The organism is Marinobacter sp. (assembly GCF_040904845.1).
GTDB lineage: Bacteria > Pseudomonadota > Gammaproteobacteria > Pseudomonadales > Oleiphilaceae > Marinobacter.
Genome location: NZ_JBBDSR010000068.1, coordinates 43,157 through 59,750 on the forward strand (window position 1 = coordinate 43,157; position 16,594 = coordinate 59,750).

Consider the following 16,594-nt stretch of genomic DNA (forward strand, 5'->3'; position numbering starts at 1 on the left):
GACATCTCATGTTCAACAGCATGATGCAACAAAGCCGCCGAATCGCAGGCGCGGGCAGTCTGATGGCGGCGCTGGCATTTGCCACACCGGCACTCGCCGAGGACAAGGAGCCCATCGTCTTCGGTGGTTCCATTCCGCTATCCGGGGTGTTTGCCTTCGCCGGTATCCACATCCATGACGGCCTGACGGATTACACCAGCTGGATCAACAGCGAAGGGGGTATCAATGGACATGAGGTGGAATACGTCATGGAAGATACCGCCTATGAGGTGGACCGTTCGGTGGCGGCGTTCAAGAAAATATCCGGCAGCGATAAGCCTGCAGTGTATTACGGTGACAGCACCGGGTTCATGAAGGCCATTGCCTCAGAGCTGAACAACCAGGGCAACACATTGATGAGCGGTGCCTCGTTTGCCACGGCGTTGACTGATAATGAAAAGTACCCGTTCCAGTTCATTCCGGGTCCCAACTACTCCCAGATGTTCGGCATCATCCTGGAGTACATCAACTCCGAGGCAGCGGAAGGTGACACGCCCACGGTGGCCTTTGTCTACAGCGATACCGAGTTCGGCAAGGACCCCATAGAGAACGGCAAGGCCCGTGCTGCGGAAATGGGTATCGAGGTGGTCGAGGAAATCGTCACCAAGCCGGGCAGTGTGGATGTGTCGGCGGAAGTACTGAAGCTGCGCCGCGTTCGTCCCGATTACGTGGTGTTCCACGGCTACGTGCTGTCACCCATCAACGAGTTCATGGTGCAGATGCGTCAGATGGGGCTGGACACCAAGTTCATGGGTACCTTCTGGTCGTCCGACAAGCTGATCGTCGACAAGATGGGTGAAGACGCGGACGGTTACATGGGCGTGATGCCCTACAACTATTACGACAGCGATGAAAGCGGCCCAATGTTGGATGCGCTGCGTGCCCAGGCCGAGAAGAGCGATCCGGAGGCGGGTTATCGACCTACTGGCTACATGCAGGGCTGGTTCAACGCCATGGTCTGGACCGAAGTCATCAAGCGCACGCTGGACGCTGATAAGGAACTGACGGCGGAGAACATGGCAGCATCGCTGGCCTCCATCGAGGATTGGGATACCGGCGGCATTATCGGTATTCCGGTGACGGTCCATGACATGTCCTTCCCGGTGGGCCGTATCTGGCGGGTTAACGCCGCCGAGGGCAAGTACGAGCCGGTATCCGAGTGGATTCACCTCGACTGAGGGGCAGTATGGAAGCCTTACTGGAAATCGATAACATCGAGGTGGTCTACAACAAGTCGGTGCAGGTCCTCCGGGGCCTGTCACTGCGGGTGCCCAAGGGCGGGATTGTGGCGCTGCTGGGCTCCAACGGCGCTGGCAAATCCACCACCCTGAAAAGCGTGTCTGGCTTGTTGTCTCTGGAAGACGGCGAGGTGACCGCCGGCGAGGTGCGCTTCCGCGGCCGTGACGTGAAAGCCAGCGCGCCCGAGAAGCTGGTCCGCAATGGCCTGTTCCACGTGATGGAAGGTCGGCGCGTGTTCGAGGATCTGACCGTAGAGGAAAACCTGGTGGCGGCCACCTACGCCCTCAGTGGCCGCAAGCCTTCCCTGGCCGACAGTTACGAGCTGGTTTACAACTATTTCCCCCGTCTGAGAGATCGTCGCAAACAGCTGGCGGGGTATCTGTCCGGTGGGGAGCAACAGATGCTCGCTTTGGGGCGGGCACTGATTGCCCAACCCGATCTGATCATGCTGGATGAGCCTTCCCTCGGGCTGGCCCCGCTGCTGGTGGAGGAAATCTTCACCATCGTGGCCCGCATCAACCGGGAGCAGGGCACCGCTATCCTGCTGGTGGAGCAAAATGCGGCGGTCTCCCTCGCGATTGCCTCCTATGGCTACATCATGGAGAACGGCAAGATCGTGATCGACGGCCCTGCTGACAAACTCACCGCCAACGAAGACGTGCAGGAGTTCTACCTCGGCGTCGGCGGTGCCGGAGGCGAGGCCCGCAGTTACCGCGACATCAAGCACTACAAACGCCGTAAACGGTGGCTTTCATGACAACACCTGCAATTCCTGATCTGACGCTGACCCAGATGCTTCGGGCCCATGCCCGGGAGCGGCCGGAGGATCTCGCGCTTCGGCAGAAAGACTTTGGCATCTGGCAGGCCTTCTCCTGGCAGGATTTTTATCAGCGTGCCCGCCATTTCGGCTTGGGACTGCGGGCCCTGGGGCTCCCGGAAGGCGGCCACGTGGCGATCATCGCGGAGAACCGGGTGGAATGGGTGATCGCCCAGATGGGCATCGGCCTGGTCCGCGGCATTTGTGTGGGTGTGTACCCGACCAGCCCCTGGAACGAAGTGGCCTATGTGTTGGAACACAGCGATGCCGAAATGGTGGTCTGTGAAGATCAGGAGCAGACCGACAAGGTGCTTGAAGCCTGGCCGCAACTGCCGAAGCTGAAACACAACATCGTGATCGACATGAAAGGGCTGCGCCATTATCCGCAGCCGCCATCGTCGTTTGACGACATTGAAGCGCAGGGGCGGGCATTCGAACAACAGCATCCGGACCTGATCGACGAGCTTCTGGACCATCAGCCGATGGAAGACACCGCGCTGATGGTTTACACCTCCGGTTCCACCGGTCGCCCCAAGGGTGCCATGGTCAGTTGGCGCAACCTCCATGCTGCCGCCCCGGGCCTGATTGACCTGCTGGGGGCAGATAAACACGGGTCCAGCCTGTCCTATCTGCCGCTGTGTCATATCGCGGAACAGGCTTTCACCAACATCGCACCCATTTATGTGGGCAGCCCCGTCAGTTTCGGCGAGAGCCTGCGAACCGTTCAGGAAGATTTGCGGGAAATCGCACCGACTTTCTTCCTTGGGGTGCCACGGATCTGGGAGAAACTGCACTCTTCCATCTACATCAAGATTCAGGAAACCGGTCGTTTCCGTCAACGCCTTTTCCACCGGGCGATGCGTGCCTGTGAGCCGCTGGCGACCAAACCAAGGGCACAGTGGAGCCTGAAGGAGCGGTGGGTATTCGGGTTCAGCTACTGGATGGTATTTCGTGCGTTGCAGAATTTCATCGGCCTTCGACGCTGCACTGTGGCGCTGACGGGTGCGGCACCAATTTCGACCGGCATTCTTGAGTTCTTCCGTACCATCGGTATCCCGCTGGTGGAGGTATACGGCCAGACCGAAACTACCGGCGTCGCTACCGCTCAACGGGTGGACAATGTTCACCTGGGCACCGTGGGCGCGGCGATCTCCGGCGTTGAGGTGAAATTGGGGGAGCACAACGAAATCATCATGCGCGGCGGCAGCATGTTCAAGGGCTACTACAAGAATGACGAAGCCACCGCCGCCACCCTGAAAGACGGCTGGCTGCACACCGGTGACGTGGGTGAGTGGCGGGGCGATCAGCTGAAAATCGTGGACCGCCTGAAAGACATCATGATCACCGCTGGCGGCAAGAACCTGTCGCCCACGGAAATTGAAAACACCATCAAGGCCAGCCCCTACATCAAGGAGTGCATTGTCATCGGCGAGGCCCGCAAGTTCGTATCTGCGCTGATTCAGATCGACTACGAAACCGTCGCCAAGTGGGCCGAGCAGGAGCGAATTGCCTACACCACCTTCCGCAGCCTGACCGAGCTTGACGAGGTGAATGAGCTGATTCAGACGGAAGTCAACCGGGGCAACGATCAACTGCCCCAGGTCGCTCAGATCAAACGTTTCCACCTGCTGACCAAAGAACTGGACCACGACGATGACGAAGTGACGGCCACCATGAAGGTGCGGCGTAGTAAGATTTATGAGAAGTACGATGAGGTGATTGAGTCTCTGTATGCCTGAGCTAGGCACCTGCCCGGCCCTTTAGCGGGTCTGACCCCGGTTCAGCTCATACACCGCCATATTGACCGCAGAGGCGAGATTCAGGGATTCAACTGCGGCGGCACCGGGGATGGTGAAGCGTTGGGCGCTGAGCTGGGTCAAGGCTTCGCTGGGTACACCCCGGGCTTCGTTGCCGAACAGGTAGCAGTCATGGGCCTGGAAATCTGGGTTGGTAATGGCATCGCCGCCAATATCCAGGCAGGCAATGCGAGGGTAGCGGCTGGCGAGGGTATCAAGGCTGACGTCGGTTTCTACTGGCACATGGAAGATGGCCCCCATGCTTGCGCGCACCACTTTTGGATTGTAGGGATCCACACTGCCGGGGCTGAGCAGGCAGCGAAAGCCGCCAAACCAGGCCAGGGTGCGCAAAATAGTGCCGAGGTTGCCGGGGTCCTGCACTTCGTTCAGATAAACGGCTTTTTCAATCTCTTCCGGAACACCGTTGGCCGCTGGCGGCAAGGGCACAACCGCGAGTATGCCTTGTGGGGATTTGGTGTCCGCCAGATGTGCCATCTGACGGTCGCTGATCAAGTGCCGGGGCCAGGGGCCAGGCCAGTGTTCATAGGCACTGGTGACAAACAGTTCGGCCTTTTTCCAGTGCGGGTTGCGGGCTGCCGCCTTTTCCAGTTCCAGCACCAGGTGCTCGCCTTCCACCAGAAAGTGCCCCAAGGCCTGGCGGTATTTCTTCTGATGCAGCTTACGGATGTCATCCAGCTTCACGGTGTGTTGCCCGCCTTTATTTCCTGGGTGGGTTCAAGATCCGCCAACATGGCTTTGGCCACCGCCTCCGCGACCTTGATGCCGTCCACACCAGCGGAAAGGATGCCGCCGGCGTAACCGGCACCTTCACCGGCCGGGTACAGGCCGCGGGTGTTCAGGCTTTGCAGGCTCTCACGGTCTCGGGTAAGGCGCACCGGAGAAGAGGTGCGGGTCTCGACACCCGTCAGCAGCGCATCCGGCCGGTCATAGCCCCGAATCTGTCGCCCGAAGGCCGGCAGGGCTTCGCGAATGGCTTCGATAGCGTAATTCGGCAGGGAAGGTGCAAGGTCGCCCAATAAGATACCGGGCTGGTAGGAAGGCTCGACCTTACCCAGCTTTGCTGACGGTTTGCCTGCAATAAAGTCGCCCACCAGCTGCGCGGGCGCGCAGTAGTCACTTCCCCCCAGAGCATAGGCTTTGGCTTCCAACTGCTCCTGCAGTTCCACCCCTGCCATGGGGTCGCCGGGGTAGTCCTGCTCGGGGTGGATGCTGACCACAATGCCGGAGTTCGCGTTGCGCTCGTTGCGGGAATACTGGCTCATGCCGTTGGTGACCACCCGACCTTCCTCGGAGGTGGCGGCCACCACGGTGCCGCCGGGGCACATGCAGAAACTGTACACCGCGCGGCCGTTGCTGGCGTGATACACCAGCTTGTAGTCCGCTGCGCCCAGGGCGGGGTGGCCGGCGTATTTGCCCAGCCGGGCATGGTCGATCAGGCTTTGCGGGTGTTCGATGCGAAAGCCGATGGCAAAGGGTTTGGCTTCGAGGAAAACACCCCGCTTGTGCAACATGCGGAAGCTGTCCCGTGCGCTGTGGCCCAGCGCCATGACCACATGGCGGCTCATCAGCTGTTCGCCATTGGCAAGCTCGACACCCGATACCTGCCCACCATCCACGAGCAGATCGGTGACTTTATGCTCGAAGCGGATGTCACCCCCGAGGCTGATAATCTCTTCGCGCATGCGAGACACCACGCCGGTCAGGCGGAAGGTGCCGATGTGGGGCTTGCTGACGAACAGGATTTCGTCCGGCGCGCCGGCTTTGACGAACTCGGCCATGACTTTGCGGCCGTAAAATTTCGGGTCCTTGATCTGGCTGTAGAGTTTGCCATCCGAGAACAGGCCGGCACCACCCTCACCAAACTGGACGTTGGATTCCGGCGATAACTGCTTTTTGCGCCACAGAGCCCAGGTGTCCTTGGTGCGGCGGCGCACATCCTTGCCCCGCTCCAGCACGATGGGCCGGAAGCCCATCTGGGCCAGCAGCAAAGCCGCGAAAAGCCCGCAAGGCCCCAGGCCAACCACGATGGGCCGCTCGCTCAGGTTGGCGGGTGCCTGGGCTACCGGATAGTAGGCCGTGTCCGGTGCCGGGCGAACATGGGCGTCGTCCGCAAACCGCTCCAGCACTGCGGATTCGTTCTTTACGTCCATGTCGATGATGTAGACGAACTTGATCTCACTGTTCTTCTTGCGGGCGTCGTAGCTGCGCTTGAACACGGTAAAATGCAGCAGGTCCGCATCGCGGAGTTGCAGGCGCTGCAGGACAGCGGCCCGCAGGGCGTCGTCCGGGTGATCAAGGGGTAATGCCAGTTCGGTAACGCGAATCATGAGATTTCCTGGCCGCCGGACCATAACCCGGCAGGTTGCGATTGGAAAAGTGGGCCCATTGTACTGCCGTGCACGGTGCTTGTCAGGCGCTTGTCAGACCGCCTGGCTGCTTTTGCGGTAGGGCAGGGCGCGGCGTACAATGCGGCTTTTCCCGCAGTGAACAGAAGGCACCCATGGCCCGTTCCAAAAGCAGTAACCGCTGGCTCGAAGAGCACGTCAACGATCCGTTTGTGAAGCAGGCACAGCAGGATGGCTACCGCTCCCGTGCCAGTTACAAGCTGCTGGCAGTCAATGACAAGGATCGCCTGATCCAACCTAACGCGCTGGTGGTGGATCTGGGGTCGGCTCCCGGGGGCTGGTCTCAGGTAGCGGCCAAACTGGTGGGCCATAAGGGCCGCGTAGTGGCGTCGGATATCCTCGGCATGGACGCCATCGCCGGGGTTGAATTCATTCAGGGGGATTTCACCGAGCAAGCGGTGTTTGACCAGATCATGGCGACGCTGGACGGGGCTCGTGCAGACGTGGTCATCTCCGATATGGCACCCAACATCAGTGGCGTGACCGTGGCGGATCAGGCTGCGTCCATGTATCTGGTGGAACTGGCGCTGGACATGGCCTGCCAGGTGCTCAAGCCCAAAGGCAGCTTTGTGGGCAAAGTGTTCCACGGCGAAGGCTACGACGAGTATGTCAAAGCCGCGCGGGAATCCTTTGACAAGGTGGTCATACGCAAGCCGGATTCCTCAAGAGCACGCTCCCGTGAAGTCTACCTGGTGGCCAAGGGGTTCCGGGGTACCTGAACGATTATGGAGATTGCGGGTTGGGTTGGCGCTCACGGGGAGAGCAGGCGAGACAGATACGATAGCGAATGACGCCAGCACCCTCTTCCCGGATCGATTCGATCCGATGGCCGGTTAGCTCACACAGGGTCTCCAGATCCTTGCGGCCGCTGGGGTCATCGGTTAGAAACTCGATCTGCGTGCCGCCAGGTAAGTCGCGGGTGCGTTTTTTTAACCGCAGGATAGGAAGAGGACACACCAGGCCGACGGCGTCGATCTGGTGCACTTCGGTGTCACTCTGGTTTGACAGCTCAGTCAAGCCGAACATTCTCGCTGCTGGTCTGCTCAGCCGAGGACCAGCCGAACTGATTCAGAGCGGCCGGTGCAATCGCGGCGATGATCAAGGCTGCGACAAACGCGGAAATCATGACTTTCACGATGACTCTCCTTTGCCCTGTTTGGCTTCCACTTCAGCGACCCACAAATCGTGGTGCTGGCGTGCCCATTCCACATCCACCTGGCCGTTGCCCATGGCATCGAACGCACCTTCCATACCGACAGAGCCGATGTAGATGTGGGCGATGATGGCGACCATCATCACGAATGCCACAATCGAATGCCAGATGTTGGCCAGCTGCATCTCTTCGTGGGGTGCCAGAGCGGTGGGGAAATCGGTCCCCAGAATACCGTTGATGAAGGCGAAGGTGTCGGCAAACATGAAGATTTCAAACGGGAACAGCAACGACAGGCCTGAAAGGGATACGGAGACACCCAGCAACATCACGGTCCAGAAAACAATTTTCTGGCCGGCATTGAATTTCTTGGCCGAGGGATGACCCTTGCCAATGAACCCGCCGCCTTTCTTGAGCCATTGCCAGTCGAGCTTGTTGGGAATGTTGTGGGCCACCCACATGACAAAGGTCATCACCAGCCCCAGCATAAAGGCCCAAGCAATGTTGTTATGAACCCATTTGGAGCCAACCGCCAGAGTGGAAAAAGCGTCGTGTCCGATGACAGGAATCAGGAAACTTCGCCCCATCAGCGTGAACAGGCCGGTGATGCCCAGGGCGATAAACGAGCCTGCGAGCAACCAGTGACCAAACCGTTCGACAGCCTTGAATCGTTCAATTGTGGTGCCGGCAGGGCCACCGTCGATCTTGATTCTGCCCCGAACGAAATAAAACACCGCCAGCAAAGCGATAATGCCCAGCAAGGCCAGGCCGCCATAGGTTATCATCGGGCCTTCGCGCAGCTTGTACCAGGGCATGCCGCCATCCTGGATCAGAACGTCGGTTGCCGGTCCTCTGACCTGGGTTGTAATGTCAGCTTCGTTATAACGAACGGCACGCCAGGTATCGGAGTCAGAGACGCCGCCCCGGGTTCCCAGTGGCTCGGTGATTTCCGCCGCATTGGCCGGGTCGCCGAGGTTTTCTGAGCGAAAGGACTCGTCAACGTTCATTTGCTCCTGACGAGCCATGATGTCTTCCAGGGTCTGAGCGCCCCCGGTAGCCGTCCGGTCAACTTCAGGGGCGTCTTGCGCCCAGGCCGGGGTAGCGAGCAGGGACGCCAGCGCAAGGATGGCGGCACCCAATAATTTAGCGTTCATGAGAGCACTCCAGCGGAATCAACAAAAAGAATTCGTTGCCTTAATGACGTCCGGGGCCAGAGGGCCCCGGAATCGTCAGGCTGCCTCAGGCACCCTTCTTCTCGTAGGCTGTGCCCCACCCCCAGGCACCGGAACCGAAACCACGGTTCACGATACGCTGGCGATAGATGTCCGCTACCTCGTTGCCGTCACCGGCCAACAGGGCTTTGGTCGAGCACATTTCCGCACAGATCGGTAACTTGCCCTCTGCAATGCGGTTGCGACCGTATTTGTTGAATTCAGCCGTGGAGTTGTCTTCTTCCGGACCACCTGCACAGAAAGTGCATTTGTCCATCTTGCCCCGGCTGCCAAAGTTGCCCGCTTGCGGGAACTGTGGCGCGCCGAATGGGCAAGCGTAGAAGCAATATCCGCAACCAATACAAAGGTCCTTGGAGTGCAGTACCACGCCGTCCTCCGTCTGGTAGAAGCAATCCGTTGGACAGACGGCCATGCAGGGCGCGTCTGAACAATGCATGCAAGCTACCGAGATGGAGCGTTCGCCGGGTTTGCCATCATCGATGGTGACGACACGTCGGCGGTTGATGCCCCAGGGGACTTCGTGCTCATTTTTACAGGCCGTTACGCAGGCATTGCATTCGATGCAGCGTTCGGCATCGCAAAGGAACTTTGCGCGTGCTTGTCCTTCAAGTGCCATGTTATGTACCTCTTATTATGCTGGCCTGATCGCACACAGGGTGCACTTGGTCTCTTGCATCTGTGTGACCGAGTCGTACCCGTATGTCTGAACCGTGTTAGTGGATTCCCCCAGAACGTATGGATCGGCCCCTTTGGGGTACTTGTCCCTCAGATCCTTGCCTTCCAGATGGCCGCCGAAGTGGAAGGGCATAAAGGCCACACCTGCGCCAACGCGTTCGGTGACCATCGCTTTCACTTTGATCTGCGCGCCCTCAGGCCCCGAAACCCAGACGTCCTCGCCGTCACGCAGGTTCAGGTCGTTCGCATCGCGTGGATTCACCTCGATGAACATGTCCTGCTGCAGTTCCGCCAGCCACGGATTTGACCGGCTCTCGTCACCACCACCTTCGTACTCGACCAGTCGCCCAGACGTCAGAATGATGGGGAAGTCGTTGCTGAAATCCTTCTTCTGAATGGATTCATACAGGGTCGGGACACGCCAAAAGGTTTTGTCGGCGTAGGTCGGGTAATCTTTCACCAGATCACGGCGGTTGGTGTAGAGCGGCTCGCGGTGAAGCGGCACGGGGTCAGGGAAGTTCCAGACAACGGTACGGGCTTTGGCGTTACCAAAAGGCGCGCATTCGTGCTTGATGGCAACCCGCTGGATGCCGCCTGACAGGTCGGTTTTCCAGTTGGTTTCGGGGCCCGCAACAGCATCAATGGCGGCACGTTCTTCAGCCGTCAGGTCGCCATCCCAGCCCAGATCCATCAGCATCTGCATGGTGAACTCCGGATACCCGTCCTTGATTTCCGAGTTCTTCGAGTAAACGCCTTCTGCCAGAAGGTTTACACCGTCGCGCTCAACACCAAAGCGGGCACGGAAGGTGAGACCGCCCTTGGACACCGGCACCGACATGTCGTACAAGTTCGGTGTTCCGGGGTGGTTCATCTCGGCTGTACCCCAGCTTGGCCAGGGCAGACCATAGATGTCGCCATCGCAGGGGCCGCCCACCGCACGCAGCGTGGTCTTGTCGAAGTGGTGCTGGTTCGCCATATGCTTTTTCAGGCGCTCAGGCGATTGACCGGTGTAGCCGATAGTCCACATGCCACGGTTGAACTCACGGGTGATGTCTTCAATCACCGGCTCGTCGCCTTCAATGGCAATGTTACGGAACATGCGATCGGTGAAACCGAACTTGTCAGCGAACAGCTTCATGATTTCATGATCGACCTTGGAGTCGAACAGTGGCTCGATGACCTTCTCACGCCACTGCAGCGACCGGTTGGACGCAGTGACTGACCCGCTGGTTTCGAACTGGGTGGTTGCGGGCAGCAGGTAGGCACCGTCTTTACGGTCGTGCAGTACCGCCGATACGGTTGGGTAGGGGTCCACCACGACCAGCAGGTCGAGCTTCTCCATGGCCTCTTTCATTTCCAGTTGACGGGTCTGCGAGTTGGGCGCGTGGCCCCACAAAACCATCGCCCGGGTGTTGTCCGGCTGCTCGAGGTTTTCCTTTGCCTCCAGAACACCGTCAATCCAGCGGGATACGGGGATGCCCTTTTCGTTCATCATGGCCCGGGATTTGCCATCCTTGTCCATGGTGGCAAAACGGCCCTTCAGGTAATCCAGATCCTCTTCCCAGACCCGGGCCCAGTGAGCCCAGGAACCGGCGGTCAGGCCATAGTAGCCAGGCAGGGTATCGGCCAGCACGCCCAGGTCTGTGGCACCCTGTACGTTGTCGTGTCCACGGAAGATGTTGGTGCCGCCGCCGGCGACGCCCACGTTACCCAGTGCCAGCTGCAGTACGCAGTAGGCGCGGGTGTTGTTGTTACCGTTGCTGTGCTGGGTTCCGCCCATGCACCAGACCACAGTGCCCGGGCGGTTATTGGCTAGAGTACGGGCAACCCGCTCGAGCTGGGCACCAGGAGTTCCGGTTACACGTTCAACCTCTTCAGGGTTCCAGCGCTTCACTTCTTCACGGATGTCGTCCATACCGTACACACGGGTACGGATAAATTCTTTATCTTCCCATCCGTTTTCAAAGATGTGCCAAAGAATACCCCAGACCAGCGCAACGTCTGAACCGGGACGGAAGCGCACATACTCATCAGCATGGGCCGCCGTGCGCGTGAAGCGCGGATCACAAACGATCAGTGGTGCGTTGTTCTCTTCCTTGGCTTTCAGGATGTGCAACAGCGACACCGGGTGAGCTTCAGCTGGATTACCCCCGATGATGAAGATCGCCTTGGAGTTGTGCATGTCGTTGTACGAGTTGGTCATCGCACCGTAGCCCCAGGTGTTGGCTACCCCGGCCACTGTTGTGGAGTGACAGATACGGGCCTGGTGATCGACGTTGTTGGTGCCCCAGTAGGCGGCAAATTTGCGGAACAGGTAAGACCCTTCGTTAGAGAACTTCGCGCTTCCCAGCCAGTAGACCGAATCGGGGCCGCTCTCATCGCGGATCTGCAGCATCTTGTCGCCGATCTCATTGATCGCCTGATCCCAGGGGATTTTCTGCCATTGGCCGTTGACCATTTTCATGGGGTATTTCAGACGACGTTCACCGTGGCCGTGCTCGCGTACGGATGCGCCCTTGGCGCAGTGCGCGCCCATATTGAAGGGACTGTCCCAGCCCGGCTCCTGGCCGGTCCAAACGCCATTCTGAACTTCAGCCTCGACCGTGCAGCCTACCGAGCAGTGCGTACATACTGATTTTTTGACAACAACGTCGCCTCCCCCTGTTGCAGTAGCCGCAGCCTTGACTCGCGTTGACGGCAACGATAAAGCGGCCAGACCACCCACTGCGACACCCGAAGATGCCAGGAACCCACGACGGTCCATGGTTTTTGTAGCGAGGGATGAAAGTAAAGATCCCGCACGGGAGCCTTTCGCTACCCCGTTGGTTTTCTTCCTTAACATGTCGAATACCTCTCTCTTTTTTTATTCTCGTTTTGCGGGAGGTGAAATCCATTCAAGAGCCTTTCGCAACCTTGAATGATTCACACTTCCTTAAAAGCGAGCCGACTCGAAATACTTGCGTGTGTGCTCAGTGTCTCGCAGACCACGGCTTTTCTTCGGAACGTCCTGTACCGCCTCGGCTGCGGCGTTTGGTGCAACGACGACGGCAGCGGCAGCCGGAATTGCGGTTGCGGCCATCTGCAGGAAACGACGACGACTGTTTTCACCCTTCTGGTTGTCCATCGGGTACCTCCACCTGAGTTACGGGGTCGAGCAGACCCCGGTTACTGAATTGCAAACGCTTCCGCTTCTATGGTCATGAAGGCTCGCCCCAGCGACCCCACCGGCCCATAGAAGACCGACGCCTGCGCTTTTTCCAAATCGGTAAAAAATAACATGGCCCACTTCGCCAGATGCGCTTCAAAAAACGCTTTCTGGGAAGGCAGGTCACTGTCACATACGAATTCGCTGGTAATGATGCCCGCCATGATTTCACAAAGGGTGCCAGCGTGATCTTCCGGTTCTTTTACGTCGTCACTGGCTTTTATGCCGCGCACCATCAGATCGCCGCGCAGATCCGCCAAGGGCTTCTCATTCAGAAAACCGGTCAGGTAGTAACTGGCATAGGGTAGGAGTTCGCCCCGGCCGACTCCGACGAACAGGTTGTTGAACTCCCGTTCGGCATTGGCAGGCGTGGTGCGTTCCGCGAGAGCCGCCAGGTTTTTAGAGGCGGCTCCCATGGGCGTTTCATCGCCCTGTAGGGAGGCCAGTCCGCGAAGCAGCTCACTGGAAGGCGGGCTGCTTAGCAGGACTGCCAGAAGTTGATACATCTGGGCCCGGGCACGGTCTTCATCACTCACCGAGCGGGGGCACTGGACTTCCGCAGTGTTGGCCAAGGTTTTCTCTCTCAGTTCATTTTTGTTTAATTTTTAGTCTTTAATTTATAGTCGCGATTCAGCTTGAGTGCAACATAGACTCTGACTACTGGCTCAATAATCAAAACGCATTCTGGGGCGGTAGCGCGGTGCTGTTTCAGCATGCGTGGGCTCCGCGCCGGTCTCGATTGGTTCCGGGGCCTGGGTTCTGTTCAAAAACTCAGGAGCATTGTCAGGCCCGGGCTTTTCTGTAGCTTCGGTCTGTTCCACCGGTTGTGCTTCAGTCGGCTCTGCGTCGGCCGGCTCTTTCTCGGCTTTTGCCGATCTGTCGATCAGACCCTGGCCCACCTTGTACAGAGTCTTGACTCCCGTGGTAGCCGTGGCCGCGCTGGTAAAATCTTCATCGTAATCATTCAGGCCGTCCAGTACGGCGAGAACAGGGTTGGACCTCCACAGGGCCCGCAGAGCTTTCCGGCGCAGGAATTCAGGAATCTCTTTACGCATGAACCCAGTAATGTCGGTGCCCAGTTCGATGCTTTCGGGGGCGGGTAAGTGGTATTTTTCAAGCAGCGCTTCTTCGGGTAGGGCTTCATTGACGGTGAGCTCTTGCTCCTCAATGGCGAGTTGCGGCTCCTCGGGATTTTTCTCGGCTTCGACAGGCGAAGAAACAGCCGGATCGGTTTCCTGACGGACTTCGGTTTTTTTGCGCGCCCAGCGCTGTAAGCGGGATTCAGCCATCAGTGCACCCTCGGTTTTTTGATGCTGGACGGCGAACGGAATACGTCCGCCTGCTGGCGAATGCGGGCATCGCCTTTGCCGTCCTCGACGGCATCGACATGGACGTTGTCACGGCGGCGTTTCTTGAAGGGCTCTGCGATGTAGTGCATGTCGATGAATTCTTTTATCCAGGCGGCCAGAGACTCCGGAATTGGTACGGGTTCGACAATGCTCTCGCCACTGTCCAGAGAGTCCAGCGCTTCGTGGGCATTGGCGGTAATGGCGCTGACGATCCAGCCTGATGGCGATTGGCCCGCCTGGTCCCTGTCCATGATCACCCATACCGAGGGGACTTCCATGTTCAGGGATACCAGATAGCCTTCGACATCGGCGCGAAATAGCTCCATGGTGACCGTACCGGCGTGGTATTCGACCACCTCGCCATTGCGGACCATCTCTTTCCAGAAGGTATCCGGTGCGCCGGGTATCACCGCCACCGGCTTCCAGATATCCCGTGCCCACCGGGTCACGCCGGGGGAACGCTGGACGACGGCACCGATTTGTAATTCGCGTTTCCAACTCTCTGTACGACGGCTCATAGCGTTTCTCTTTTTCTTGTCATTTGACGCTAGCAGGGTTTGGGCTCTTAGCCAATTATCCAATTGTCGAACCGCAAACGGCTGTGGCATGCTCCGTGAGTAATATTGGAAATTCGTACGTATAAATACAATTAAACGAGTAATTTTCCTGATGAGTGCACCCAAGACCCTACTGATATGTTCCTGCGACAGAACCCAGTCGCTCAGCCCCGAAGCTCTGCAGGCTGCGGCGGCAGCGGAGCAGGTGGTCGCGGTTGACCAGCTGTGCGGCAAGGAAATGAAAACCGCCGTGGAGCACCTGAGTGGCAGCGATGATGTGCTGATTGCCTGCGGCCAGCAGGCGGCTTTGTTTGAGCGCCTGGGTGAGGACCTGGTTGCTGAAACCGGGCATGCTGCGCCCCTGAATACCATTGATATTCGCGATCGCGCGGGCTGGAGTGCACCGGATGCCAGGCCCGATGGCCTGCACGCCAAACAGGCCGCTCTGCTTGCTGCATCGCAATTGCCGGGACCCATTACGCCGGCCAAAGTCATTCAGTCCAGCGGTGTGTGTTGCATCGTCGGCCCCACCGATCAAGCCGTCCGGATGGCCGAACTGGTGCAGGACGAACTGGGCGTCACTTGTATTGTCAACGATGCGGGGCCCATACAGCTTCCCTCTGCCAGCTACGATGTGGCGCGGGGACGTTTGACCTCGGCTTACGGCGCGTTGGGCAACTTCAAGCTGGAATTTGCCCAGTTGCAGGCGCTGAATCCCACTGGTCGTGGTGCCCTTGGTTATGGCGAGGTCAAACCCACGGTCAGCAGCGAGTGCGACGTGTTTATCGACCTGCGTGGCGGCGAACCGGCGTTTCCCAGCCACCAGAAACGCAACGGCTATTTCTGGGCCGATCTGTCCAAGCCCGGGGAGTTGGAGCGTATCGCCCTGACCGCCCGGGAACGGGTGGGGGAGTTTGAGAAAACGGTTTATTTTAACCTTGAACCTTCTCTTTGCGCCCACTCCCGGGCCAACAAACCCGGCTGTACCCGTTGCCTGGATGTTTGCCCCACCGAGGCGATTTTCTCGTTCGGGGAACATGTGCAGATCGATTCCGACATCTGCGCCGGCTGCGGTTCCTGCGCGGCGGTTTGCCCGACCTCCGCGGTAACCATGAACGAGAGCCCGTACGAGTCCCTGACCCAGGCGGTAGACGTCATGGCGAAAACCTATCGCGAGCACACCAGCGAATCGCCGCGCCTGGTTTTTCACACCCTGGGAGAGGGTTACGATGCGATCTCCCATTTGGCGCGATACGGCAACGGCCTGGCAGACGACCTGATCCCGATGGGGCTGGATCACGTTGACCGTGTCGGCCACGCCGAGATCATGGCCGCGTTTGGAGCGGGTTACGCCGAAGTATTGATTCTGGCCGATAGCGAGACTGACCGGGAAGCCCTCACCGCCGAAGTAGAGCTGGCGCGGGCCATGCTCGTGGGCACCCACAACGCACCTGACCGGGTGCGGGTGATTTCGGTCGACCAGCTCAGTGCCGCGGGCGACAACACCGGCCGGGTGAGCGAGCCAGTTCTGCTGGTTGGCGGCCGCCGGGACATCACCCGGGTTACGGCCACGGCGATGGCGGACAACGTCGACGCGCCGATTCCCTTACCAGCAGGCGCGCCCTACGGTGCCATTGAGATTGATTCCGACAAATGCACGCTCTGCCTGGCTTGCGTGTCACTGTGCCCCACCGGTGCCCTGGGCGATCACCCGGACCGGCCGGAAGTTCAGTTCACCGAGAACGCCTGTGTGCAGTGTGGCATCTGCGAAAGCACCTGTCCGGAGACCGCCATTACCCTCAAACCCCAGTTGGATCTGTCCAAGGACGCACTGAGTGCACGGGCCCTGCACGGCGAGGAACCGTTCGAATGTGTCCAGTGTGGTACCCCCTTCGGTGTTGCCAGCACCATCAACCGGATCGTTGAAAAGCTGGAAAACCAGCACTGGATGTACACCAACTCTGATAACGTGCAGCTTATCAAGATGTGTGACAACTGCCGGGTCAAAGCCCAGTTTCACGGGGATAACGCGCCCATGGCAGGCGGGCAGCGGCCTCGGGTGCGCACCAGTGACGATTACCTGGACAGCTGAAATCTAAACAGGATAAA

Annotated in this window: 16 protein-coding genes; 5 read left to right on the forward strand and 11 right to left on the reverse strand. The window is 58.9% G+C overall.

Annotated elements, in window-relative coordinates:
- Positions 1–8 precede the first annotated feature (8 nt).
- The 3 genes from WD429_RS08790 to WD429_RS08800 are packed head-to-tail and all read left to right on the forward strand — an operon-like array spanning position 9 to position 3,834.
- A complete protein-coding gene (locus WD429_RS08790) occupies positions 9–1,217 on the forward strand; it encodes an ABC transporter substrate-binding protein (RefSeq protein ID WP_368421801.1) in 1,209 nt (402 codons plus the stop codon).
- Between the two features lie 8 nt (positions 1,218–1,225).
- On the forward strand, positions 1,226–2,035 hold the full coding sequence (locus tag WD429_RS08795) for an ABC transporter ATP-binding protein (protein ID WP_368421868.1): 810 nt from the start codon (positions 1,226–1,228) through the stop codon (positions 2,033–2,035).
- Positions 2,032–3,834 carry a long-chain fatty acid--CoA ligase gene (locus tag WD429_RS08800; protein WP_368421802.1) on the forward strand — a complete coding sequence of 601 codons (1,803 nt, stop codon included), beginning with the start codon at positions 2,032–2,034 and terminating at the stop codon, positions 3,832–3,834. The genes WD429_RS08795 and WD429_RS08800 overlap by 4 nt, the downstream gene beginning before the upstream one ends.
- A 21-nt stretch (positions 3,835–3,855) precedes the next feature.
- Here WD429_RS08800 and WD429_RS08805 read toward each other — a convergent pair whose 3' ends face one another.
- Positions 3,856–4,593: a TrmH family RNA methyltransferase gene (locus tag WD429_RS08805; protein WP_368421803.1), complete on the reverse strand. Its 738-nt coding sequence runs from the start codon at positions 4,591–4,593 to the stop codon at positions 3,856–3,858.
- Positions 4,590–6,239, reverse strand: a complete 1,650-nt coding sequence (locus WD429_RS08810; RefSeq protein WP_368421804.1) for an NAD(P)/FAD-dependent oxidoreductase — start codon at positions 6,237–6,239, stop codon at positions 4,590–4,592. Before WD429_RS08810 ends, WD429_RS08805 begins: the two co-directional genes overlap by 4 nt.
- Before the next feature lie 173 nt (positions 6,240–6,412).
- Here WD429_RS08810 and rlmE point away from each other — a divergent pair, with 173 nt between their 5' ends.
- A complete protein-coding gene (gene rlmE / locus WD429_RS08815; protein WP_368421805.1) occupies positions 6,413–7,036 on the forward strand; it encodes a 23S rRNA (uridine(2552)-2'-O)-methyltransferase RlmE in 624 nt (207 codons plus the stop codon).
- Between the two features lie 4 nt (positions 7,037–7,040).
- Here rlmE and WD429_RS08820 read toward each other — a convergent pair whose 3' ends face one another.
- From WD429_RS08820 to WD429_RS08860, 9 genes are all read right to left on the reverse strand, one after another.
- Entirely contained in the window at positions 7,041–7,334 is a 294-nt protein-coding gene (locus tag WD429_RS08820; RefSeq protein WP_368421806.1) for a sulfurtransferase TusA family protein, read from the reverse strand.
- A complete protein-coding gene (locus WD429_RS08825) occupies positions 7,327–7,452 on the reverse strand; it encodes a hypothetical protein (RefSeq protein WP_368061506.1) in 126 nt (41 codons plus the stop codon). Before WD429_RS08825 ends, WD429_RS08820 begins: the two co-directional genes overlap by 8 nt.
- Positions 7,449–8,621 carry a formate dehydrogenase subunit gamma gene (locus WD429_RS08830; RefSeq protein ID WP_368421807.1) on the reverse strand — a complete coding sequence of 391 codons (1,173 nt, stop codon included), beginning with the start codon at positions 8,619–8,621 and terminating at the stop codon, positions 7,449–7,451. The genes WD429_RS08825 and WD429_RS08830 overlap by 4 nt, the downstream gene beginning before the upstream one ends.
- An 85-nt stretch (positions 8,622–8,706) precedes the next feature.
- Entirely contained in the window at positions 8,707–9,315 is a 609-nt protein-coding gene (gene fdh3B / locus WD429_RS08835; protein WP_368421808.1) for a formate dehydrogenase FDH3 subunit beta, read from the reverse strand.
- Between the two features lie 15 nt (positions 9,316–9,330).
- Positions 9,331–12,216 (reverse strand): formate dehydrogenase subunit alpha, encoded by a 2,886-nt coding sequence (locus WD429_RS08840; protein WP_368421809.1) that lies wholly within the window; start codon positions 12,214–12,216, stop codon positions 9,331–9,333.
- 90 nt (positions 12,217–12,306) lie between these two features.
- A complete protein-coding gene (locus tag WD429_RS08845; RefSeq protein ID WP_368421810.1) occupies positions 12,307–12,498 on the reverse strand; it encodes a twin-arginine translocation signal domain-containing protein in 192 nt (63 codons plus the stop codon).
- A gap of 41 nt (positions 12,499–12,539) precedes the next feature.
- Positions 12,540–13,151 carry a molecular chaperone gene (locus WD429_RS08850; protein WP_368421811.1) on the reverse strand — a complete coding sequence of 204 codons (612 nt, stop codon included), beginning with the start codon at positions 13,149–13,151 and terminating at the stop codon, positions 12,540–12,542.
- 93 nt (positions 13,152–13,244) lie between these two features.
- Positions 13,245–13,868 carry a DUF3306 domain-containing protein gene (locus WD429_RS08855; RefSeq protein WP_368421812.1) on the reverse strand — a complete coding sequence of 208 codons (624 nt, stop codon included), beginning with the start codon at positions 13,866–13,868 and terminating at the stop codon, positions 13,245–13,247.
- Entirely contained in the window at positions 13,868–14,446 is a 579-nt protein-coding gene (locus WD429_RS08860; protein ID WP_368421813.1) for a DUF3305 domain-containing protein, read from the reverse strand. The genes WD429_RS08855 and WD429_RS08860 overlap by 1 nt, the downstream gene beginning before the upstream one ends.
- A 151-nt stretch (positions 14,447–14,597) precedes the next feature.
- Here WD429_RS08860 and WD429_RS08865 point away from each other — a divergent pair, with 151 nt between their 5' ends.
- On the forward strand, positions 14,598–16,577 hold the full coding sequence (locus WD429_RS08865) for a 4Fe-4S binding protein (protein WP_368421814.1): 1,980 nt from the start codon (positions 14,598–14,600) through the stop codon (positions 16,575–16,577).
- Positions 16,578–16,594: the final 17 nt, after the last annotated feature.

Bases quoted from the DNA above. Each gene is read 5' to 3' on its own strand.
- WD429_RS08790 (WP_368421801.1), top strand. From the start codon at position 9: ATGTTCAACAGCATGATGCAACAAAGCCGCCGAATCGCAGGCGCGGGC.
- WD429_RS08795 (WP_368421868.1), top strand. From the start codon at position 1,226: ATGGAAGCCTTACTGGAAATCGATAACATCGAGGTGGTCTACAACAAG.
- WD429_RS08800 (WP_368421802.1), top strand. From the start codon at position 2,032: ATGACAACACCTGCAATTCCTGATCTGACGCTGACCCAGATGCTTCGG.
- WD429_RS08810 (WP_368421804.1), bottom strand. From the start codon at position 6,239: ATGATTCGCGTTACCGAACTGGCATTACCCCTTGATCACCCGGACGAC.
- rlmE (WP_368421805.1), top strand. From the start codon at position 6,413: ATGGCCCGTTCCAAAAGCAGTAACCGCTGGCTCGAAGAGCACGTCAAC.
- WD429_RS08830 (WP_368421807.1), bottom strand. From the start codon at position 8,621: ATGAACGCTAAATTATTGGGTGCCGCCATCCTTGCGCTGGCGTCCCTG.
- fdh3B (WP_368421808.1), bottom strand. From the start codon at position 9,315: ATGGCACTTGAAGGACAAGCACGCGCAAAGTTCCTTTGCGATGCCGAA.
- WD429_RS08840 (WP_368421809.1), bottom strand. From the start codon at position 12,216: ATGTTAAGGAAGAAAACCAACGGGGTAGCGAAAGGCTCCCGTGCGGGA.
- WD429_RS08845 (WP_368421810.1), bottom strand. From the start codon at position 12,498: ATGGACAACCAGAAGGGTGAAAACAGTCGTCGTCGTTTCCTGCAGATG.
- WD429_RS08855 (WP_368421812.1), bottom strand. From the start codon at position 13,868: ATGGCTGAATCCCGCTTACAGCGCTGGGCGCGCAAAAAAACCGAAGTC.
- WD429_RS08860 (WP_368421813.1), bottom strand. From the start codon at position 14,446: ATGAGCCGTCGTACAGAGAGTTGGAAACGCGAATTACAAATCGGTGCC.
- WD429_RS08865 (WP_368421814.1), top strand. From the start codon at position 14,598: ATGAGTGCACCCAAGACCCTACTGATATGTTCCTGCGACAGAACCCAG.